This is a genomic window from Streptomyces sp. NPDC048291, assembly GCF_043201715.1.
Lineage (GTDB): Bacteria > Actinomycetota > Actinomycetes > Streptomycetales > Streptomycetaceae > Streptomyces.
Map to the genome: position 1 here is coordinate 196,559 of NZ_JBICZC010000007.1, position 18,230 is coordinate 214,788.

Here is an 18,230-nt window from a genome sequence, read left to right on the forward strand (position 1 = left end):
GGAATGCGTACGTCCGGGCAGGTCGTTGTGCACGGAGGTGCACTCGATGCGCGTGCACATACCGACTGGTATACGACCAAGGTATACGACCTACTCACGAGGAGCCCCCCACGTGACCGTCACCACGCCCCCCGCCTCCCGCGCGGCCGAGATCCTCTCCCGTCCCATCGCCCTGAACGGGCTCACGGTCCCCAACCGGATCGTGATGGCGCCGATGACCCGCCAGTTCAGCCCCGGCGGCGTCCCCGGCGAGGACGTGGTCTCGTACTACTCCCGCCGGGCCGCCGCCGGTGTCGGTCTGATCGTCACCGAGGGGACGTACGTCGGTCACGACTCGGCCGGGCAGAGCAGCCGCATCCCGCGGTTCCACGGCGAGGAGCAGCTGGCGGGCTGGGCGAAGGTCGCCGAGGGCGTGCACGCGGCCGGCGGCACGATCGTCCCGCAGCTGTGGCACATCGGCATGGTCCGCAAGCAGGGCCAGCCGCCGTTCGCGGACGCCCCCGCCGTCGGCCCCTCCGGTATCCGCCTGGACGGCACCGAGGGCGAGGGCAGGGCGATGACCTCGCAGGACCTGGACGACGTCATCCGCGCGTTCGCCGAGGCCGCGGCCGACGCCGAGCGCATCGGCTTCGACGGTGTCGAGCTGCACGGCGCCCACGGCTACCTGCTCGACCAGTTCCTGTGGGCGGGCACCAACCGCCGCACCGACGCCTACGGCGGCGACCCGGTCGCTCGTACGAAGTTCGCGGCCGAGATCGTGGCCGCCGTACGCGACTCGGTCTCCGCGGAGTTCCCGGTCGTCTTCCGCTACTCGCAGTGGAAGTCCGACAACTACGACGCCCGCCTCGCCGAGACCCCCGAGGAGCTGGAGGCGATCCTCACCCCGCTGGCCGCCGCCGGCGTCGACGCCTTCCACGCCTCCACCCGCCGCTACTGGCTCCCCGAGTTCGAGGGCTCCGACCTCAACCTGGCCGGCTGGACCAAGAAGCTCACCGGAAAGCCCACCATCACCGTCGGCTCGGTCGGCCTCGACGGCGACTTCATCAAGGGCTTCATGGGCGAGGGCTCCCCGCTCAAGGGCCTCGACGACCTCCTCGACAGCCTGGAGCGCGACGAGTACGACATGGTCGCCGTCGGCCGCGCCCTCCTCCAGGACCCCGAGTGGGCGGCGAAGGTCCTGGCCGGCCGCACGGACGAGCTCAAGTCGTACGACGCCGCGGCGCTCAAGACCCTGAGCTGACCCGGTCCGGTCCGCCCTCGGGTCAGCCGGCGACGCGGCCGAAGAACCCGAGGGCGACCGCGTAGGGCACCATGAGCAGGAGCGCGGGGCGCAGGGCGCGCCGGCGCTGCTCACCCCCGCGCACCCAGGTGTCGTAGGTGTAGACGAACGCGCCGGCGACGCACCCGCCCATGTACGCCGTCGTCAGAAAACCGAACACCCTGCCCCACTCCCCGACCACGGCGACCACGGCCAGCACATGGCCCGCGACCGCCGCACCCGCCCCGATCCAGGTCGTCGGATCGTCCTGGACCCGCCACGGGGCGGAGCCTCCGCGCCCCCGGCCGGTGAGCCTGGTGAAGAGCGCGTACCCGATCGCGGGCAGACCCGCGAGTGCCAGCAGGGTGGCCCACGCGGCGGCGGTGTCCGCGGAGACGGTCACAGCCACCCCACGATGCTCATGACGATGGCGACCACCAGCTGCACCGGCAGCGACAGGAGGCCGAGGAACAGGGCCCCGTAGGGCGCGGAGTCCGCCGTCACGCCCGTGTGTTTCCCGAAGGCCCAGCCCCCGACGGTGGCCAGGAGGGGGATGAGGGCCAGTACGAGGTGACCCGCCGCGAACAGCGGGACCACGTCGAGCACCATCAGCACCCCCACCCCGGCCCACACGCCCCGCGCCTCGCGCGTCTCGGGGCGCCCGAAGCGCATCACGCCGTAGACCGCGGAGTGGACGAGGGCGACGAGGGTGCAGACGACGGCCGTCCCCGAGGCCCGGTCGCCCAGGGCCGCGAGGAAGTCGCCGTGCACCAGGCCGACCAGCAGGTCCCCCGCCGCGATGAAGGCGGACACCCCGAGGGTGATCAGCAGCGACACGCGCAACTGCCTGAACAGGCCGCTCATCGGCGCTGGTCCCGGCTCGGGGGTCGGGTGGTTCGTCACGGCTCGGCTCTTCGGTCGGCGGCTGGCTGTCGAGGTATGGGACGTCAGGATCCTGTGCGGACGCCCCTCGGGAACGGGCCTGAGACGCGACGCTGACCTGCCGGAACGTATCAAGGGGGCGCGAAACTCGCCCACTTGGCGCGGGTATTTCGTTATCGGCTTGTGATGGCCGCCGACGCCGACGCCGACGCCGACGCCATCGCCGCCATCGGCGCTATCGGTACCGTTCCGGCCGGGCGGACACGTGTTCCCTGCGCGCGATCCACGGGCCCGTGAGACGGTGTACGAGATCGGCGAGGCGGAGGCCAGGGCGTTTCATGGCCCGGCACGGCTGACCTGGATTGCCCGGCTTCACTCCAACGGGTGAAGGGTGTTCGGCACTCGTGCGAAGCGCCGGACGTTTCATCAGTGACCGGCCGTGAAACCGGTGGCGGTCAGTCGTCGGAAGTGACAGCAACCTGGCAGCAACCAGCCGTCGAAAGCGAGCGATCATGATCACGAACGAGTCCGCCGGGCGGACGGCCGCCACCGAGGGCCCCGTCGTGCGCACCGCCGCCGGTGCCGTGCGCGGCCTGCGGGAGGACGGTCTGGCGGTCTTCCGGGGGATACCGTTCGCCGAACCCCCGGTGGGAGCGGCCAGGTTCGCCGCGCCGCGCCCGGCGCACCCGTGGGAGGGGACGCGCGAGGCGTACGCCTTCGGCCCGCCGCCCCCGCAGGACCTTGGCATTCAGGGGCGCACGGGTGTCCTGGAGGCCCCCGAGGGCGACGACTGGCTGACGGTGAACGTGTGGACACCGGACCCGGACCCGGCCGCCCGCCGCCCGGTGATGGTGTGGATCTACGGCGGCGCCTACAAGCTGGGCCACTCCGGCAGTCCCGGTTACGACGCCCGGCGCATCGCCCGTGACGGCGACGTGGTCGTGGTCTCCCTCAACTACCGCGTCGGCATGGAGGGTTTCGCCCAGATCGAGGGGGCGCCCGCCAACCGGGGCCTGCTGGACCAGGTGGCGGCGCTGGAGTGGGTCCGGGAGAACATCACGGCGTTCGGCGGCGACCCCGACCTGGTCACGGTCTTCGGCGAGTCGGCGGGCGCCGGATCGGTGGCGTCCCTGCTGGCGATGGAGCGGGCGCGCGGGCTGTTCCGGCGGGCGATAGCGCAGAGCGTCCCGGGCACGTTCCTCTCCCTCGACCTGGCCGAGGACATCGGCCGTGCCCTCGCCGCCGAGGCCGGTCTGCGCCCCACGGTGGCCGACCTGGCGACCACCGACCCGCGTCGGCTGACCGAGGCCGGACAGGCGCTCGGCACCAAGATGCCCCAGTATGTGGACCGTTGGGGCCAGATCGCGCCGACGGTCACCCCGTTCTCCCCGGTGGTCGACGGCGAGGTGCTCCCCACCACCCCCTGGCAGGCGCTGGCCGCCGGCTCCGCCCGCGACGTGGACCTCCTCGTCGGCCACAACCGCGACGAGTTCCGCCTGTTCCTGGTGATGAGCGGGATGTACGGCAAGATCACGGAGGAGCAGGCGACCGGCGCCCTGCGCCTGTTCGCACCGGGCGGTGCGGAGGGCGAGCGCGCCTACCGCGCGGCCCACCCCGACGCCTCGCCGAGCGACCTGTACGAACGGGTCCAGACCGACTGGCTGTTCGCCATGCCGTCCCTGCGCCTGGCCGAGGCGCAGACCGCGGGCGGCGGCCGGGCCCACCTCTACGAACTGACCTGGGGCGCCCCGGGCAACGGCGGCCTGCTCGGCGCCTGCCACGGCCTGGACATCCCGCTCCTCTTCGGCACCTTCGAGGCGGACCTCGCCAACCTGCTCTGGGCCGACACCGGCGTCACGCCCGAGGCCGAGGCCCTCTCCGCCCGCTTCCGCACCGCGTGGACGTCCTTCGCCGCGACCGGCGACCCGGGCTGGCCGGCCTACGACCCCGGGGCCCGCACCACCCAGGTCCTGGACACGACCCCGACGGTGACGGCGTACCCGGAGGAGAAGGCCAGGCGGCTGTGGGAGGGATACGACTTCAGCCCGTCACCGCTGCTCGGCTGACGGCGCGGTGATCCGCTTCTCGAACCAGTGGTGGGCGTAGGGCTCGTCGTTGAAGGCGGGGACCTCCTCGAAGCCGAAGGAGTGGTAGAGGTTGATCGCGGCGTCGAGCGTCTTGTTGGTGTCCAGGCGCAGGGTGTCGTAGCCGTGCCCGGCGGCCCGTGCCTCCAGTTCGGTCAGGAACCGGCGGGCGAGACCGAGCCGGCGGGCCGCCGGGGCGACCCACATGCGCTTGATCTCCGCCGGGGCCCCGGCCGGCAGCTTCACCCCCGCGCAGCCGACGGGTTCGCCGTGCAGCCGGGCGACCAGGAACAGGCCGCGCGGCGGCCGGAGTTCGCCGGCGTCGGGCAGCAGGCTGCGGGCGGGGTCGAAGCCGGTGTCGAAGCGCTCCTGCAGTTCGGCGAAGTAGGCCAGCAGGCAGCGCCGGGCGTCGGGCTGGTCGGGGTCGACGACGTCCAGGGTGACCGTCCCGGCGGTCAGCAGCCGGTCGACCTCGGCCATGGCCGCGACCAGCCGGGTGCGCTGGTCGGTGTTGAGCGGTTGGAGCATCGAACCGGCCAGGTCGTCGCTGCGCCTGTCGAGCAGTGCGCGCTCCGCCCGCCCCTTCTCGGCCAGCCGCACGGTACGCACCCGCCGGTCCTGGGGTTGCGGCTCCACCGCCACCAGCCCGTCCGCCTCCAGGGAGCGCAGCAGCCGGCTGACGTACCCGGAGTCGAGGCCGAGCCGCTCGCGCAGGCGCCGGACGTCCTGGCCCCGCTCGCCGATCTCCCAGAGCAGCCGGGCCTCGCCGATCGGCCGGTCGCGGCCCAGGTAGCGGTCGTGGAGCACGCCCACGCGTTCGGTGACGGTGCGGTTGAACCGCCGTACCTGGTCGATCTGTGTAGCATCCATTCTCTGACTCTAGTCAGAGAATTGGCGTGTGGTCCAGAGAAGGCTGCCGGGACCGGTCACGGCAGGATGGAGTCGACGTAGCCGCCGTCCACCCGGAGGGCGCCGCCGGTGGTGGCCGAGGCCTGGTCGGAGCTGAGGTAGACGACCATGTGGGCGATCTCCTCCGGCTCGATCAGGCGCTGGAGCAGCGACTGCGGCCGGTGCTCGTGCATGAAGACGCGCTGGGCCTCGTCCCAGGGCAGGTCACGGTCGACGAGTTCGTAGACGAAGTCCTCGACGCCTGCGGTGTGGGTGGGACCGGCGATCACGGAGTTCACCGTGACACCGGTGCCGGCGGCCTGCTTGGCGAAGCCGCGGCCCACCGCGAGCAGCGCGGTCTTCGACATGCCGGCACGGTGGGTTCGGGTGTTCAGTGCCTGGATGGCGGCACCCGGGCGTCAGAGGTTGCCGAGCGGCTCGATGTCCACGTGCACCGGAGTGCCCCAGACCCGGAGCACTTCGTAGTCGGTGAACTCGTGCACCAGCCGGTAGGCCATCGCGGGGCGGGACCCGCGCCGCTGGGCGGCGAGATACAGCTCCGCCTCCTGCCGGTCGCGCCGGGGGGTGCCGCACAGCTCCCACTCCCGGCCGTTCCAAGCCTCCGGGAGCCAGCGCTGCTGCGGCTGCGGCCGGTCGCCCCGCACCCCGTACCGGGACATCGACGGCCCGGCCGCCTCGCCCGGCACCGGCCGCGGCCCGCCCCCGAACTCGGACCTCCGCGCGGCCCGCCGCCGCGTCTCGCACAGCAGACACAGATCGGGAGCGCTCTCGTCCACGGGCCCCTGCGGATGCTCGGCGCACCGGGTCGTGGGCGCGGCACTGGTGACGCTCTCCTCCAGCAGGTCGAGCGCCCGCCGCAGATCGTCCTTGACCTCGTGCAACTTGCCGTCGGGCGTGTCACCGGTCAGGGCCTCCCCGTGCTCACCGAGCAGACGAAGGGCCCGGCCCAGGGCGGTGAGCTGCGAGTGGTTCATGAGGACCAGGGTTGCACAGGGGGCTGACAACACCGCCGGAACGTTCTGAACGCGAGGTCAGGTGACCCGACCGAACCGACTTCGAGCACATGGACCGTGACGGCGTCGCGCCACTGGCCGGTGCGGGTTGCCGAGGCGAAGCCGGGCGCTCGCGGCCGTAGGCGGCAGGGCGCGATCAGGCTGCCGGGTGCGCGGTGAACGTGACCTCCTCGCGATCGTCGTCCAAGGCGATGCTGAGGGAGGCGTCCACGGCCAGGGCCAGGCGCCGCAGCAAGGGCGGCGTCGGCACGGTGTCGGCGCCTTCCAGACGGGAGATCTTCGCCTGGGTGAGCCCGGCGCGCCCGGCGCGCTCGGCCTGCGACAACCCCAGCTCCTTGCGGCGCTCGTACACCGCTTGAGCGAAGGCCATGGCCAGTCGGATCTCGGCACGCTCGACTGTGACCTCGGGGGACTCGGCGGGCCCCGCGGCCAGCTTCTTCTCGCGCGCCAACCTCCAGCGGGAGTGGTTCATCGGGCGTCTCCTTCCGTGGCGCGGCTGTACGTCACGTGGGCCGGACCGTGCTCGTCGGCGCGCACCTTACGGGCAGCCACCGAACGGGCGACCTGGTCTGCCTCGTGCATCCCGGTCTTGCGGAAGAGGGTGACGAGGACGACGCGCCGCTCGGGCGCGAACCAGTACGTGATCCGTGTGCTCACGCCGCCCAGCGTGGGGCGCAGCTCGTACACCCCGTCTTCCAGCGGGCGGGCGAACGGCATGGGCGTCCGGGGCCCGAGGGTGGAGCCTTTCCTGGACCGCGGTCGCTGAAACGGGTGATGCGGAGCCCGAGGGGGCGGTTTGCGGCGCTCGGCGTCGGGCTGGCGGGACGCTGTGCGGACCGTCGCCTACGCTTCACGTATAGCCCTTTTGTCGCGTATGGGGAGATCTGTCATGGACGGTATCGCCGACCTGGGCGGCACACCCGGATGGGGGCCCGTCCACCCTCCGACGCCCGACGAACCGGTCTTCGCGGAGCCCTGGCAGCGGCGGGCCTTCGCGCTGGCGATCCTCTCCGGCCGTGTCGCGTCCGGCGGCGTCAACACGGACGCCTTCCGGCACGCCCTGGAGCGCCTGGACCGGGCGGCCTACTTCGGCGACGGCTACTACGGCCGCTGGCTCAACGGCGGGGAACTGCTGCTCGACGACAGTTCCGTCCTCGCCCCCGGCGCGATCGACGCCCGCGCCCGCAACCTGCGCGGCGAACACGTCCCGGAGCCCCCGAGCCCCGAGCCCCACCGACCCGACTACGCGCCGACCGCCGAGGGCTCGCTGCGCACGCTGGACACCGCCCCCGCCTTCACCGCCGGCGAGCGGGTCCGGGCCCGCGCCGCGTCCGTGCCCGGACACACCCGGCTGCCCCGCTACGCCCGCGGCCACACCGGCACCGTCGAGGCCGTACAGCCCGCCGCCGTACTGCCCGACACCAACGCCCACTTCCAGGGCGAGAACCCGCAGTACGTCTACTCGGTCCGGTTCGACTCCCGCGAGCTGTGGGGCGCCGACGCCGAGCCCTTCGCCGTCACCGTCGAGATGTACGAGAGCTACCTGGAGGCCGCCGCATGACCACCGCCGGATCCGGCGAACGCCCGCCCCCGGCCCTGCGCACCGAGGCGCTGGAGCAACTGCTCACCGAACGGGGCCTGATCGACCCCAAGGTGATGGACGGGATCATCACCGAGTACGAGACCAACGTGGGCCCCCTCAACGGCGCCAAGGTCGTCGCCAGGGCCTGGACCGACCCGGCGTACCGGGACCGGCTGCTCCGGGACGGCACCGCCGCCATCAAGGAACTCGGCTTCTCGGGACCGCAGGGCGAGCACATCGTCGTCGTGGCGAACACCCCCACCACGCATCACGTCGTCGTCTGCACGCTGTGCTCCTGCTACCCCTGGCCCGTACTCGGCCTGCCGCCCAGCTGGTACAAGGACCCCGCCTACCGCGCCCGCGTCGTGAAAGAGCCCCGCCGGGTGCTCTCCGAGATGGGCCTCGACCTCGCCGACGACGTGCAGATCACCGTCCACGACTCCACCAGCGAGGTCCGCTGGCTGGTCCTGCCCGAGCGGCCGGCGGGCACCGGCCACCTGACCGAGGAGGAACTCGTGCCGCTCGTGACCCGCGACGCGATGGTCGGCGTCGCCAAGGTGACGGCCCCGTGACCGCCCCCCTCGACACCGACGGCCCGGCCGCCCCGCCCCGCGCCAACGGCGAACTCACCTTCGCCGAACCGTGGGAGAGCCGCGCCTTCGGCATGGCCGTCAGCCTGTGCGAGACGGGCGCGTTCACCTGGCCGCAGTTCCAGGGCGCACTGATCGCCCGCATCGCGACCGCGCCCCGTGAGGAGCCGTACCGGTACTACCGGTTGTGGCTGGGCGCCCTGGAGGACGTACTCGCGGACCTGTCCGTCGTGTCCCCGGCGGACATCACCGCCCGCGCCCAGACCCTGGCACAGCGCCCTCGGGGCCACGACCACCGCGCTTGACGTCCTCGACGAAGGCCGCCCAGGTCTCCGGGAGGAAGGCGAGCACCGGGCCGTGGGGGGCTGCCTTGGAGTCGCGGACGGGGATGAGGGTGGGGTGGGCGTCGGAGACTTCGAGGCAGTTGTCGCCGCCGCCGCTGTAAGTCGACTTGCGCCAGCGGGCGACTTCGAGGCAGTCGCCCCCCTGACCGCCGCTGTAGCTGGACTTGTGCCATGTGGCGGTGCTCAGGTCGTACTCAGGCAAGTTCCTCATGCTCGTAATCCTGCGCCGCCGACTCGATCAAGGCTAGGGAATCCGACGGGGAAAGGGCGGCGGCGACGAGGAGTTTGAACATCTGGGTATGGCGGGCGACGACGGCTGGGTCGTCCAGCAGCCTTCCCATGTCGGGTGCCTCCACGAAGGAGAGCGGGGGCCCGTCGGTGAACTCCATCAGTTTCAGCGGGCCGTCCAGCGAGGCATGCGCTCCGACGCGGAACGGCAGCACCTGCACGATCACCCGCCTTCGGCGGATCAACCCGGCCAGGTGTTGCAGGGCTTCGGCCATCACGGAGGGCCCGCCCGTCAACCTGCGTAACGCTGCCTCGTCGATCACCGCCCACAACACCGGCTCTGTTGGATCGTCGAGAAGGTGGGTCCGCTCCATGCGGGCCGCTACCAGCTCCGCGATCACCTGCTCCGGGGCCGTCGGTTTGTAGGCGCGGAACACCGCCTCCGCGTAGGCGCTTGTCTGAAGCAGTCCCGGAATCAGCAGCGCCGCGTACTGGCTGATCGCCGTGGCTCGCGCCTCCGCCTCCGCGGCTTCGGCGAAGTGGTCCGGGTACTTCGACTTGGCAGCAGCCTCACTGTTCCGTCGGAAGAAGTCGTCCGTCCCCAGGGTCTCGTCCAGCAACCGTGCGTACTCCGGCTGCATTCGCCGGGTCCCCGCCTCCAACTGCCCGATGAACGATCCGCTCACGAACAGCCGTTGCCCCAACTCGGCCTGGCTGAGCCCCTTCCGCTCACGTGCGTGCCTCAATTCCGCCCCCAGCAAGGCCCGTGGCGATGACGACGGATCCAGATCCTTCGGCCCTGCCATGTGCACGCCCCTGTCCAACAGACGGTGTTGTTGGGATGTCCTGTCTGGCCAGGTTAGAGCCCTGCCCGCCACGCTGTGTCGCGAACCGAAAACTCAGCGTGGAGGTAGGGAATGGTGCTGCGACCCACCGAAGAAGTCGTCGAGACGTTGCGGTCGGCCCTGCGGGGCGTCGGTGTCGTGCTGCCGTCGCTGTGCGTGGACCCGGTGACCGGTGCGAGCGACGAACCCTTCGCCCTGGTCGAGTTGGGGCGGTGCAATGTGCGGGTCGCGGAGCGGCTGGCGTCGGTGGTGCGGGGGGAACGGCCGCCGTTCGGGACGTTCGTGACGGACGTACGGGACGGGCGGATCGGGGAGGTGAGGGGGCACGTCGGCGGTGTCGTGCAGGTGCGGCCTGTCGTCGGCGGCAAGGAGTGGGACTGTCCGCCGGGGTCGCTGGAGCCGGCGCTGCCGGACGACGTGCTGCGGGAGCAGGTGCGGCGGGCGAACACGGCGGCGAGACTGCCGACATGACCGGTCGGGGACGCCATGGGCATCGATGACCCGACCTGGACGCGGGCCCGTGCCTGGGCGATTGTCGTTGGTGTCGGCGGAGTCGCCTACTACTGGCGGACTTTTCCCGGCTTCGCCGCCGAGTGTCTGGCGCGGCTCCGGGTGATCCTCGCGGACGCCGCCACTCGGGCGGCGGCTTCAGCGGGGCGGGGCTGACGGGTCACCCGCGTCACCAGGCACCTCCGCCCCGCTGAAGCCGGCGTACGTCGCGAGGAAGCCCACCGCGTAGCCGGTCAGGAGGCCGCCGGCGTAGATCGCCGCGGCGAAGGCCGGGCCTCTGTTGCCGGTGAGCAGGGGGAAGAGGGCCCAGCCCGAGGGGCCGATGGCGGTGGCGCCCACGCGGTCGCCGAGGACCGCGAAGAAGCCGACGAAGGCGCCGCCCGCCGCTCCGCCCGCGCAGGCGGTGAGGAAGGGACGTCCGAGGGGGAGCGAGACGCCGTAGATGAGGGGCTCGCCCACGCCCAGCAGGCCCGCCGGGAGCGCCGATCTGATCGTCGTACGGAGCTGGGTGTGGTGGCGGAGGCGGGCGTAGACGGCGAGCGCCGCACCCACCTGGCCGGCGCCGGCCATGGCGAGGAGGGGGAGCAGGACGGTGTAGCCCTGCTGCTGGATCAGGGTGGTGTGGATGGGGATCAGGGCCTGGTGCAGGCCCAGCATGACGAGGGGGAGGAAGAGGCCGCCGAGGACCAGGCCGGCGAGCGGTCCCGTGGTGGCCAGGAGCCAGTCGGCCGCGGTGCCGATGGCGGAGGAGACGAGACCGGCGGCGTACATCAGGCCGTAGAGGGTGGCGAGGCCCGCGACGAGGACGGTGACGGTGGGGGTGAGGAGCACGTCGAGGGCGTCGGGGACGCGGCCCCGGCACCACCTCTCGACGCCGACGGCGAGCAGCGCCGCCGCCAGGGCCCCGAGGACCCCGCCCTGACCGGGCGCGAGCGCCACCCCGAAGGCTGTCACCTTCGCGACGCCCGGATAGACGACGATCGCCGCGACGGCGCCCCCGAGGACGGGTGTGCCGCCGAACACCTTCGCCGTGTTGTAGCCGACGAAGACGCTGATCAGGGCCATGAAGCCGGAGGCGACGGCGGCGAGCGCGGGGGGCAGCCAGGGCAGCCAGCCCGCGTTCACGAGGAGCCCGTTGAGCCCGGCGAGGATTCCGCAGCCGATCAGGGCCGGGATCAGCGGCACGAAGACGTCGGCGATGCGGCGGAGGGCCGTCTTGAGGGGGGTCGCGTTGCGCCGGGCGCGGGCCGCTTTCAGCTCGGCGCCACGGGCGGCGAGGTCCGCGGCACCGTCGTTGCCGGGCCGGGTGCGGGCGCGTCGTGGTTGCTCGCGCGGTTCCCCGTGCCCCTCCGGGGCGCGCTGCGGTGACCCCGGCAGGTCGTCACCGAGCAGCTTTTCGAACGCGGCGGTCACCGTCACCACCGCACCCGGACCGATCACCACCTGGAGGGTGTCCCCGTCCGCCACCACCCCCAGCACCCCGGGCACCGCCCGCACCGCCGCCGCGTCGACCCTCTCCCGGTCGGCGATGCCCAGCCGCAGCCGGGTCATGCAGTGCGCGACGGAGGTGACGTTCCCGGGGCCGCCGACCAGGGGCAGCAGCGCGGCGGCGGTGTCGTACGACGATCTCTGCACTCCCCGAGCGTGCGGGTCAGCCGCCCGTCGCGGTGAGCGCCGCGCGCAGATGACCGCCGGACTCCTCCAGAAGGCGGGTTGCGGTGGGCCCGTCGACACCGGCCAGGATCACCAGGACGGCGGGCTTCACCTCGCCGTCGGTGGCGGTGAGGGCCGCCTCGATCTCGGCGTCCGGCGCACCCGTGGCGAGCGCGACGATCCGGCGGGAGCGGGCGCGCAGCTTCTCGTTCGAGGCGCGGACGTCGACCATCAGGTTCCCGTAGGTCTTGCCGAGCCGGATCATCGTGATCGTCGACAGCATGTTGAGGACGAGCTTCTGCGCGGTGCCGGCCTTGAGCCGGGTGGACCCGGTGAGCAGTTCGGGGCCGACGACGACCTCGATCCCGTGCTCGGCGGCGGCCGCGAGCGCGCTGCCCGCGTTGCAGGAGAGGCCGACGGTCAGGGCGCCCAGGGCGCGGGCGTGCCCGACGGCGCCGACGGCGTAGGGGGTGCGGCCGGAGGCCGAGACGCCGACGACGGTGTCCGTCGCGCCGATCGCGAGCGCGTCGAGGTCCGTGCGGGCCAGCTCGGCGGAGTCCTCGGCCCCTTCCACGGACGTGACCATGGCCGCCGGCCCGCCCGCGATGACCCCGACGACCTGACCGGGCCGGGTGTTGAAGGTGGGCGGACACTCGGACGCGTCCAGGATCCCGAGCCGCCCGGCGGTACCGGCCCCGGCGTAGACCAGCCGGCCGCCCTGGGCCATCCGGGCGGCGATCGCGTCGATCGCCGCCGAGATCTGCGGCAGTCGGAGAGCCACGGCCCCGGCCACCGCGGCGTCCTCGCCGTTCATCAGCCGCGCGATGTCGAGCGTGGGCAACGTGTCGATCTCGGCGAGTTCCGGGCGGAACGCCTCGGTGGTGAGCGCTTCGAGTTCGGTGCGAAGGGTGTGATGTTCGGTGGTCATTCGGATACGGCTCTTTCTGACTCGGCCGAGTGCACCCGCCCAGGGGCGCGGGGCTGTGTCTGATGTGCGGCTACCGCCGCGCGGGCGCGACCAGCCACGACGAACCGGCACGTTCCCACGGTGATCAAGCCCTACGGTCTAGCGAGGCACACTCCGGTGCCGATGAGCCAACGCCTCGTAAGACGCCGCCAACGCCGGCGCCGCCGCGTCGTACGTCCGCTGCGCCACCCCCACGAACAGACAGTCCACCACCAGCAACTGCCCGGTCCGCGAGGACATCGCCGCCGGCCGCAGCTCGCTCTCCCGCGCCGTCGACGTCGTCAGCACATGGTCGGCGTACTGCGTCACCGACGACCCCGGCCGCCCGGTGATCGCGACGGTCGTGGCCCCTCGTTCGAAGGCCACCCGCAGCGGTTCTATGACATCCCCGGTCGACCCGGAGTGCGTGATCGCTATCGCCACGTCCCCGGCCCGCAACTGCACCGCGTTGGTGACCGCGAGATGCGGATCGCTGTGGGCGTGCGCTATCAGCCCTATCCGCAGCAGCTTCTGCGTGAGGTCCTGCGCGACCAGCCCCGACGCCCCGATGCCGTACACGTCGGTCCGCCGCGCCCCGGCGAGCGCGCTCACCGCGGCCCCCAGCTGCACCGTGTCGAGACCGGCCGCCGTGTCCGCGAGGGTCTGCTGCTCGTCGTAGGCGAGTTTCGCGACGACGTCGGCGATCGGGTCGTCGACGGCGATGTCGGTGGTGATCGCGGGCGCCCGCCCCGACTGCTGGTGCGCGGCGAGCCCGGCGAGGGCGAGCCGCAGGTCGCGGTAGCCGGGGTAGCCGAGCAGCCGGGCGGTGCGGACGACGGTCGCCTCGCTGGTGCCGGTCAGTTCCGCGAGGCCGGTGACGGTGAGGGCCGCGCAGCCGGCCGGGTCGCCCGCGACGGCCTCGGCCACGCGCTGCATGGAACGGGTCATGGAGGGCGCGAGGGTCCGCACCTTGGCCGCGAGGGCTGCGGGAGCCGGCGGCGCGCCGCCCGGGCTGCCGGGTCCGCGGCCGCCGAAAACTTCCTTCACCTTCCCGGTCACCCTTGAAAGATATTTTCGGTTCGGGTGCCCGGTCAAGACCGCGCACAATAGGACCATGGACCCCGTAAGCCCCCTGGAACAGGCGCTGCACGCAGCCCGCGCCCTCGTGCTCGCCGATCTGGTCGCGGGCGAGGTCGCCGAGGCGGACGTGGTCTCGTTGGTCGAGGACTCCGTCGTCCAGCGCCGCTGGTGGGTGGAGCAGTGGCCGGAGGGCGCGGGATACGTGGCGGGGCTGGTGGCCCAGGACGTACAGGACGCGCTCCTGGAGCGGTACGGCCGCTGGCCGCTGTGCCCGGTGTGCGGCTCCGGCGACCCGCACGCCCTGGACGTCGAACCCGAACTCGGCCCGGACCCGCACTGGGTGTGCCACAAGGCCGGCGTGAAGGTCGCCTCCGTCGGCTCCCTCGGCAGCTCCCTGGGCGGCGGGATGTCCTCATCGTGACGGAGTTCTCATGACGGTGTACATCGATCCGCCGGACTGGCCGGGGCACGGCCGGATGTGGTCCCACCTCGTCAGCGACGTGTCGTACGCCGAACTGCACGCCTTCGCCGCGGACATGGGCGTACAGCGCCGCGCCTTCGAGCGCGACCACTACGACATCCCCTCGCACCGCTACCCGGACGCGGTCCGGGCCGGTGCCGTGGAGGTCAGCAGCCGCGAGGTGGTGCGGCTGCTGCACGGGGCGGGGCTGCGCCGCCGCAAGCGAGACGTGCCCCGCCCGTAGTAATACGCGACGTGCCCCGCCCGCAGTAATAACGGCTCCCTGCACCGCTAGGCCGCCTCACTCCGCCCGCAGCGCGAAGGCCAGCTCCTTCTCGCTCTCGCTCACCTGGCCGAACCCGGCGCGGGTGACGACCGCCTGGGAGGCGGTGTTGGCGGTCTCGACGGTGGCGAACAGGGTGTGTACGTCGTCGCGGGCCAGGGCCCAGTCGGCCAGCGCGCGGAGCGCTTCCGTCGCGTAGCCGTGGCCGCGGGCGGCCTCGGCCAGGTCGTAGCCGATCTCCACCCGGCCCTCCTCGTCCGGGGCGGAGTGGAAGCCGATGCCGCCGACCGCCCGGCCGTCCCCCCGGCGGACCAGGGCGAAGACGCCGAACTCCGGCCGGTGGACGCCCCCTTCGTACGCCTTGAGCAGGAAGCCGGCCGCGTCGCGGGTGCCCTCGTAGGGGCCGCCGTCGATCCACTCGAAGCCGCCGTTGCCGCCGAGGCGCAGGTCACGGGCCTCGGCGGGGCGGATGCCGACGAGGTCGAGGCGCTCGGCGGGGATGACCAGGTTGTTGTGCCAGCGCCAGTCGGTGACCGGGGCGCGGCCGGGCAGCTCGCCGCGGCCGGTGGCCCACAGGAGGGTCGGCCAGGCGGCGGGGCCGGGCTGGACGTGCGGGAACAGCCAGGCCAGTACGGACTCGGCGAGTTCTTCGGAGGGCCGGTAGGGGAGCCCGAGGCCCGTCGTCATGTCGTGGGTGTGGAGCAGCACTTCGGCGATCCCCATCGCGGCGAAGCCGGCCCGGTCCGCGCTGCGGAAGGGGTACGGGTGGAAGGCGCGGACCTCGCGCGGGGTCGTGCGGACGGTGGCGGCGAGCAGGGCGCCGGTCGTCTCGATCACGTGCAGCAGGCCGGAGTTGTCGGTCCCCTCGTCGAGCTTCAGCTCGAAGGGCACGTACGCGTCCTGGGCACGCCCGGCCAGGTTGGCGGCGTACGCCACGAGGTCGTCGGCGACATGGACCGCCGTCTCGTGGCAGTTCCAGTCCAGCCTGCCGGCCGGCACCTCCGTCCAGTTCCTCGTCACCGCGGGCCGCAGCGCGGCCACACAGCCCGCGACGGCCTCTTCCACCTGGTCCCCGCCCGTTTCCCGCATGGCTCGCACCCTAGGACGCCGGGTCCTCGGCGGTCGACAGCATTTCCAGCTCCGCGGCGAGGTTGTAGCGCGCGGTCGGCGCCCACTCGGTCCGGCCGTACGGCGTCCTGAACAGCTGTGGCAGGTCCAGGAGTTGCCGCAGGATCGCGGAACGGCCCGCGCGGAAGGCGTCGTTGGGGACGAAGTGGTACTCCTCGCGGACGGCGGCGGTGTAGGCGGCGTACGCGGCGGGCGGGGCGGCGAGGATCGCGAGGTCGGCGTCGCACAGGACCTCGCCGTTGCGGTCGCCGGGGGCCGGGTCGTGGGTGACGGTGAGCCGGACCAGGCGGGCGACCTCGGCGGTGTTCGCCGCGGAGATCCCGGCCTCGGGCAGGGCGCGTTCGGCGAGGCGGGCCGAGCGCTCCTCGTTCTCCGAGCGGTCCGGCAGGTAGACCGCGTCGTGGAACCAGGCGGCGAGCCGGACCAGCTCCGGGCTGTCCGCGTACTCCTCCAGCACGTCGACGTGGTCGAGGACCGCCGTGAGGTGGGCGAGCGTGTGGTACCGGCGCTGGGGTTCCTGCCAGCGGCGGAGCAGTTCGTCGGCGTAGCGGTGCGGGGAGGGCGCGCAGGAGTCGTCGTCCCGCGATCTGAGGAAGGCGGTCTGCCAGCGGGAACGCAGGGCGTCGAGATCGGCCATGCGCCCATTCTCCCGCCCGCCGCCGACATCGCCCTAGCGTGGACGCATGACTGCTGCTGACGACGTACGCGACCCCCTGCTGCCCGGCCGTCTCCTCACCGTCGAGCGCGACGCGCTGATCCCTCTCCTCCGCTCCCGCCCGGACGCGGACTTCGCGCTGCCGACCGCCGCGTGTCCGGGGTGGACGGTGCGGGACGTGCTCGCCCACTGTTCGGCCGCGCTGATCCGGGTGGTCGAAAGCCGTTTCGAGCCGGGAGTGTTCTCGCCCGAGTCGAACGACCGGGACATCGCCGAGCGCGCGGACTGGACGAACTCCCGGGTCCTCGACGAGCTGGAGCGCGGCATGACCGAGGCCGGCGACGTGCTCGCGGGGCGGGCCGACGGGCTCCTGGACGGGATCGCCCTGGGGGAGTGGGTGCACGCCGGTGACGTCCGCGACACCCTCGGCGAACCCGGCGCCTACACGGGCGCGGGCCTGCCGCACGCGCTCTCGCTGCTGGCCCGGGTGACCCGGGCACGGGGACACCTGCGGCTCCAGGCCGACCTGGACGACGTGGACGACCCGCTGCACCTGGGCGAGACCAGCGGGACCCGGACCCCGGCCCGTTTCATGGGGGACGCGGCGACGCTCGTACGGCTGTACACCGGGCGGTCGCCGGACGGGGCGTCGTACGAGCTGATGGGAGCGGAGACGGCGGAGCTGAACCTCTACGGCTGAATACGGCCGGTGCGTGACGGGGCGGTCTCGCGGCCTCCGGTGTTCCCCGCGTACTCTGGATTGGACTAGACCTCCGGACTAGACCTCTTGCGGGAGGCGCCCGGGGTGCACGGGGAACACCACGGAAGGGGCCCTATGAGCACGCGTGCAGTCCTGGAGGTGATCGCCCTCGACGCCGAGGACGCGGTCGCCGCCCAGGCCGGAGGCGCGGACCGCCTCGAACTGGTCACCGACATGGCGGCCGACGGGTTGACCCCGCCGCCCCGGACCTTCGCCGAGATCCGGGCCGCCGTCGACATCGACCTGCGCGTGATGCTCCGGCTGGCGGACGGGTTCGCCGCGGGCGACGCCGACCGTCTGGTGGGGGTGGCCGGGGAGCTGCGGGCGGCCGGCGCCGACCAGTTCGTGCTCGGGTTCCTGGACGCGTCGGGCGGGGTGGACCTGGACGCGGTGGAGCAGGTGGTGGCCGGGCTGGACGGCTGCCGCTGGACCTTCCACCGGGCCATCGACCGGGCCGCGGACCGCGACGCCCTGCGCAAGCAGCTCGCCGACCTGCCGGGCCTCGACACCTATCTCACGGCCGGGGCCGCGGAGGGCGTGGACGAGGGGCTGCCCCGGCTGCTGGCCGAGGCGGGGCGGCGCGGCGAGCCGGGGTACGAGCAGACGCTCCTGGTGGGCGGCGGCCTGCGGCTCGACCACGTGACCGAGCTGCGGGCGGCGGGTATCGAGGCCTTCCACATCGGCGGCGCGGCCCGGCCGGCGGGCTGGGACGGTGCCGTGTCGGAGGACGCGGTGCGGTCCTGGCGCCGGGTGCTGGACGGCTCGGAGGCCGCGCTACCGCGTTGACGGGGCCGAGCCCGGCCCGGTCGGCGGCCCTGGTGGTGGCGGCCAGGTCGGTGCATCGGCCGTCGGCTCGGCAGGCGGTTCACTCGTCGGTTCACTCTGCGGCGAGGAGGTGGGCCGGGGTGATCCGGGACAGTCGGCGGCTCGGTAGGGGCTCCGTCGGCGGTTCACTCGTCCGCTCACTCGGCGGCGAGCAGGTGGACCAGGGTGATCCGGGACAGTCGCCGGATCGGTAGG

Annotated in this window: 22 protein-coding genes and 2 pseudogenes; 10 read left to right on the forward strand and 14 right to left on the reverse strand. The window is 72.9% G+C overall.

Features of this window, described 5'->3' with window-relative positions; genetic code table 11:
• Positions 1 to 112: 112 nt before the first annotated feature.
• A complete protein-coding gene (locus ACGF5O_RS20395; protein ID WP_393811256.1) occupies positions 113 to 1,240 on the forward strand; it encodes an NADH:flavin oxidoreductase in 1,128 nt (375 codons plus the stop codon).
• A gap of 22 nt (positions 1,241 to 1,262) precedes the next feature.
• Here the strand turns inward: ACGF5O_RS20395 and ACGF5O_RS20400 are convergent, their stop codons facing one another.
• On the reverse strand, positions 1,263 to 1,667 hold the full coding sequence (locus tag ACGF5O_RS20400) for a hypothetical protein (RefSeq protein ID WP_393811257.1): 405 nt from the start codon (positions 1,665 to 1,667) through the stop codon (positions 1,263 to 1,265).
• Positions 1,658 to 2,161: a hypothetical protein gene (locus tag ACGF5O_RS20405; protein WP_393811258.1), complete on the reverse strand. Its 504-nt coding sequence runs from the start codon at positions 2,159 to 2,161 to the stop codon at positions 1,658 to 1,660. Before ACGF5O_RS20405 ends, ACGF5O_RS20400 begins: the two co-directional genes overlap by 10 nt.
• A 491-nt stretch (positions 2,162 to 2,652) precedes the next feature.
• Here ACGF5O_RS20405 and ACGF5O_RS20410 point away from each other — a divergent pair, with 491 nt between their 5' ends.
• Positions 2,653 to 4,206: a carboxylesterase/lipase family protein gene (locus ACGF5O_RS20410; RefSeq protein WP_393811259.1), complete on the forward strand. Its 1,554-nt coding sequence runs from the start codon at positions 2,653 to 2,655 to the stop codon at positions 4,204 to 4,206.
• Here the strand turns inward: ACGF5O_RS20410 and ACGF5O_RS20415 are convergent.
• The 5 genes and pseudogenes from ACGF5O_RS20415 to ACGF5O_RS20435 all read right to left on the reverse strand — a co-directional run.
• Positions 4,189 to 5,094, reverse strand: coding sequence for a GNAT family N-acetyltransferase (locus ACGF5O_RS20415; protein WP_393811260.1), 906 nt, complete (start codon positions 5,092 to 5,094; stop codon positions 4,189 to 4,191). The genes ACGF5O_RS20410 and ACGF5O_RS20415 overlap by 18 nt on opposite strands.
• A gap of 56 nt (positions 5,095 to 5,150) precedes the next feature.
• Positions 5,151 to 5,483 (reverse strand): annotated as a pseudogene (locus ACGF5O_RS20420) (SDR family oxidoreductase); the annotation flags it as partial.
• Between the two features lie 48 nt (positions 5,484 to 5,531).
• Positions 5,532 to 6,107 carry a hypothetical protein gene (locus tag ACGF5O_RS20425; RefSeq protein WP_393811261.1) on the reverse strand — a complete coding sequence of 192 codons (576 nt, stop codon included), beginning with the start codon at positions 6,105 to 6,107 and terminating at the stop codon, positions 5,532 to 5,534.
• Positions 6,108 to 6,282: 175 nt separating this feature from the next.
• Positions 6,283 to 6,618, reverse strand: a complete 336-nt coding sequence (locus ACGF5O_RS20430) for a helix-turn-helix domain-containing protein (RefSeq protein ID WP_393811262.1) — start codon at positions 6,616 to 6,618, stop codon at positions 6,283 to 6,285.
• Positions 6,615 to 6,869 (reverse strand): annotated as a pseudogene (locus ACGF5O_RS20435) (type II toxin-antitoxin system RelE/ParE family toxin); the annotation flags it as partial. The gene ACGF5O_RS20430 and the pseudogene ACGF5O_RS20435, both read right to left, overlap by 4 nt.
• Before the next feature lie 166 nt (positions 6,870 to 7,035).
• Here ACGF5O_RS20435 and nthB point away from each other — a divergent pair.
• From nthB to ACGF5O_RS20450, 3 genes are read left to right on the forward strand one after another with little or no spacing between them, the layout of a single operon-like run.
• The gene (nthB, locus tag ACGF5O_RS20440) at positions 7,036 to 7,707 is read left to right on the forward strand and encodes a nitrile hydratase subunit beta (protein ID WP_393811263.1); all 672 of its coding nucleotides are present in this window, start codon (positions 7,036 to 7,038) and stop codon (positions 7,705 to 7,707) included.
• Positions 7,704 to 8,300, forward strand: coding sequence for a nitrile hydratase subunit alpha (gene nthA, locus ACGF5O_RS20445; protein WP_393811264.1), 597 nt, complete (start codon positions 7,704 to 7,706; stop codon positions 8,298 to 8,300). The genes nthB and nthA overlap by 4 nt, the downstream gene beginning before the upstream one ends.
• Positions 8,297 to 8,623, forward strand: coding sequence for a nitrile hydratase accessory protein (locus ACGF5O_RS20450; RefSeq protein ID WP_393811265.1), 327 nt, complete (start codon positions 8,297 to 8,299; stop codon positions 8,621 to 8,623). Before nthA ends, ACGF5O_RS20450 begins: the two co-directional genes overlap by 4 nt.
• Here ACGF5O_RS20450 and ACGF5O_RS20455 read toward each other — a convergent pair.
• Positions 8,565 to 8,873: a DUF397 domain-containing protein gene (locus tag ACGF5O_RS20455; RefSeq protein ID WP_393811266.1), complete on the reverse strand. Its 309-nt coding sequence runs from the start codon at positions 8,871 to 8,873 to the stop codon at positions 8,565 to 8,567. The genes ACGF5O_RS20450 and ACGF5O_RS20455 overlap by 59 nt on opposite strands.
• Positions 8,857 to 9,696 (reverse strand): helix-turn-helix domain-containing protein, encoded by an 840-nt coding sequence (locus tag ACGF5O_RS20460; protein WP_393811267.1) that lies wholly within the window; start codon positions 9,694 to 9,696, stop codon positions 8,857 to 8,859. Before ACGF5O_RS20460 ends, ACGF5O_RS20455 begins: the two co-directional genes overlap by 17 nt.
• Positions 9,697 to 9,813: 117 nt before the next feature.
• Between ACGF5O_RS20460 and ACGF5O_RS20465 the strand changes: the two genes are divergently transcribed.
• On the forward strand, positions 9,814 to 10,206 hold the full coding sequence (locus ACGF5O_RS20465) for a hypothetical protein (protein ID WP_393811560.1): 393 nt from the start codon (positions 9,814 to 9,816) through the stop codon (positions 10,204 to 10,206).
• Positions 10,207 to 10,383: 177 nt separating this feature from the next.
• On the opposite strand, the gene ACGF5O_RS20470 is transcribed toward ACGF5O_RS20465, so the two are convergent.
• From ACGF5O_RS20470 to ACGF5O_RS20480, 3 genes are all read right to left on the reverse strand, one after another.
• The gene (locus tag ACGF5O_RS20470) at positions 10,384 to 11,880 is read right to left on the reverse strand and encodes a PTS transporter subunit EIIC (protein WP_393811268.1); all 1,497 of its coding nucleotides are present in this window, start codon (positions 11,878 to 11,880) and stop codon (positions 10,384 to 10,386) included.
• A gap of 16 nt (positions 11,881 to 11,896) precedes the next feature.
• Entirely contained in the window at positions 11,897 to 12,826 is a 930-nt protein-coding gene (gene murQ / locus ACGF5O_RS20475) for an N-acetylmuramic acid 6-phosphate etherase (protein ID WP_393811269.1), read from the reverse strand.
• A 138-nt stretch (positions 12,827 to 12,964) separates the two neighbouring features.
• Positions 12,965 to 13,903, reverse strand: a complete 939-nt coding sequence (locus ACGF5O_RS20480; protein ID WP_393811270.1) for a MurR/RpiR family transcriptional regulator — start codon at positions 13,901 to 13,903, stop codon at positions 12,965 to 12,967.
• 55 nt (positions 13,904 to 13,958) lie between these two features.
• On the opposite strand from ACGF5O_RS20480, the gene ACGF5O_RS20485 reads away from it, so the two are divergent.
• Positions 13,959 to 14,345 carry a hypothetical protein gene (locus tag ACGF5O_RS20485; protein WP_351703040.1) on the forward strand — a complete coding sequence of 129 codons (387 nt, stop codon included), beginning with the start codon at positions 13,959 to 13,961 and terminating at the stop codon, positions 14,343 to 14,345.
• Between the two features lie 10 nt (positions 14,346 to 14,355).
• Positions 14,356 to 14,628, forward strand: coding sequence for a DUF4031 domain-containing protein (locus ACGF5O_RS20490; protein WP_393811271.1), 273 nt, complete (start codon positions 14,356 to 14,358; stop codon positions 14,626 to 14,628).
• A gap of 57 nt (positions 14,629 to 14,685) precedes the next feature.
• Here the strand turns inward: ACGF5O_RS20490 and ACGF5O_RS20495 are convergent, their stop codons facing one another.
• Complete coding sequence (locus ACGF5O_RS20495) at positions 14,686 to 15,756, reverse strand: GNAT family N-acetyltransferase (RefSeq protein ID WP_393811272.1); 1,071 nt, start codon at positions 15,754 to 15,756, stop codon at positions 14,686 to 14,688.
• A gap of 10 nt (positions 15,757 to 15,766) precedes the next feature.
• Entirely contained in the window at positions 15,767 to 16,432 is a 666-nt protein-coding gene (locus ACGF5O_RS20500) for a hypothetical protein (protein ID WP_393811273.1), read from the reverse strand.
• A gap of 46 nt (positions 16,433 to 16,478) precedes the next feature.
• On the opposite strand from ACGF5O_RS20500, the gene ACGF5O_RS20505 reads away from it, so the two are divergent.
• Entirely contained in the window at positions 16,479 to 17,150 is a 672-nt protein-coding gene (locus tag ACGF5O_RS20505; protein WP_393811274.1) for a maleylpyruvate isomerase family mycothiol-dependent enzyme, read from the forward strand.
• A 135-nt stretch (positions 17,151 to 17,285) separates the two neighbouring features.
• The gene (locus ACGF5O_RS20510; protein ID WP_393811275.1) at positions 17,286 to 17,996 is read left to right on the forward strand and encodes a copper homeostasis protein CutC; all 711 of its coding nucleotides are present in this window, start codon (positions 17,286 to 17,288) and stop codon (positions 17,994 to 17,996) included.
• Positions 17,997 to 18,230 lie beyond the last annotated feature (234 nt).

Coding starts and splice junctions, on each gene's coding strand:
- ACGF5O_RS20410 (WP_393811259.1), top strand. CDS start 2,653: ATGATCACGAACGAGTCCGCCGGGCGGACGGCCGCCACCGAGGGCCCC.
- ACGF5O_RS20415 (WP_393811260.1), bottom strand. CDS start 5,094: ATGGATGCTACACAGATCGACCAGGTACGGCGGTTCAACCGCACCGTC.
- ACGF5O_RS20425 (WP_393811261.1), bottom strand. CDS start 6,107: ATGAACCACTCGCAGCTCACCGCCCTGGGCCGGGCCCTTCGTCTGCTC.
- ACGF5O_RS20430 (WP_393811262.1), bottom strand. CDS start 6,618: ATGAACCACTCCCGCTGGAGGTTGGCGCGCGAGAAGAAGCTGGCCGCG.
- nthB (WP_393811263.1), top strand. CDS start 7,036: ATGGACGGTATCGCCGACCTGGGCGGCACACCCGGATGGGGGCCCGTC.
- nthA (WP_393811264.1), top strand. CDS start 7,704: ATGACCACCGCCGGATCCGGCGAACGCCCGCCCCCGGCCCTGCGCACC.
- ACGF5O_RS20455 (WP_393811266.1), bottom strand. CDS start 8,873: ATGAGGAACTTGCCTGAGTACGACCTGAGCACCGCCACATGGCACAAG.
- ACGF5O_RS20460 (WP_393811267.1), bottom strand. CDS start 9,696: ATGGCAGGGCCGAAGGATCTGGATCCGTCGTCATCGCCACGGGCCTTG.
- murQ (WP_393811269.1), bottom strand. CDS start 12,826: ATGACCACCGAACATCACACCCTTCGCACCGAACTCGAAGCGCTCACC.
- ACGF5O_RS20485 (WP_351703040.1), top strand. CDS start 13,959: ATGGACCCCGTAAGCCCCCTGGAACAGGCGCTGCACGCAGCCCGCGCC.
- ACGF5O_RS20490 (WP_393811271.1), top strand. CDS start 14,356: ATGACGGTGTACATCGATCCGCCGGACTGGCCGGGGCACGGCCGGATG.
- ACGF5O_RS20495 (WP_393811272.1), bottom strand. CDS start 15,756: ATGCGGGAAACGGGCGGGGACCAGGTGGAAGAGGCCGTCGCGGGCTGT.
- ACGF5O_RS20500 (WP_393811273.1), bottom strand. CDS start 16,432: ATGGCCGATCTCGACGCCCTGCGTTCCCGCTGGCAGACCGCCTTCCTC.
- ACGF5O_RS20505 (WP_393811274.1), top strand. CDS start 16,479: ATGACTGCTGCTGACGACGTACGCGACCCCCTGCTGCCCGGCCGTCTC.
- ACGF5O_RS20510 (WP_393811275.1), top strand. CDS start 17,286: ATGAGCACGCGTGCAGTCCTGGAGGTGATCGCCCTCGACGCCGAGGAC.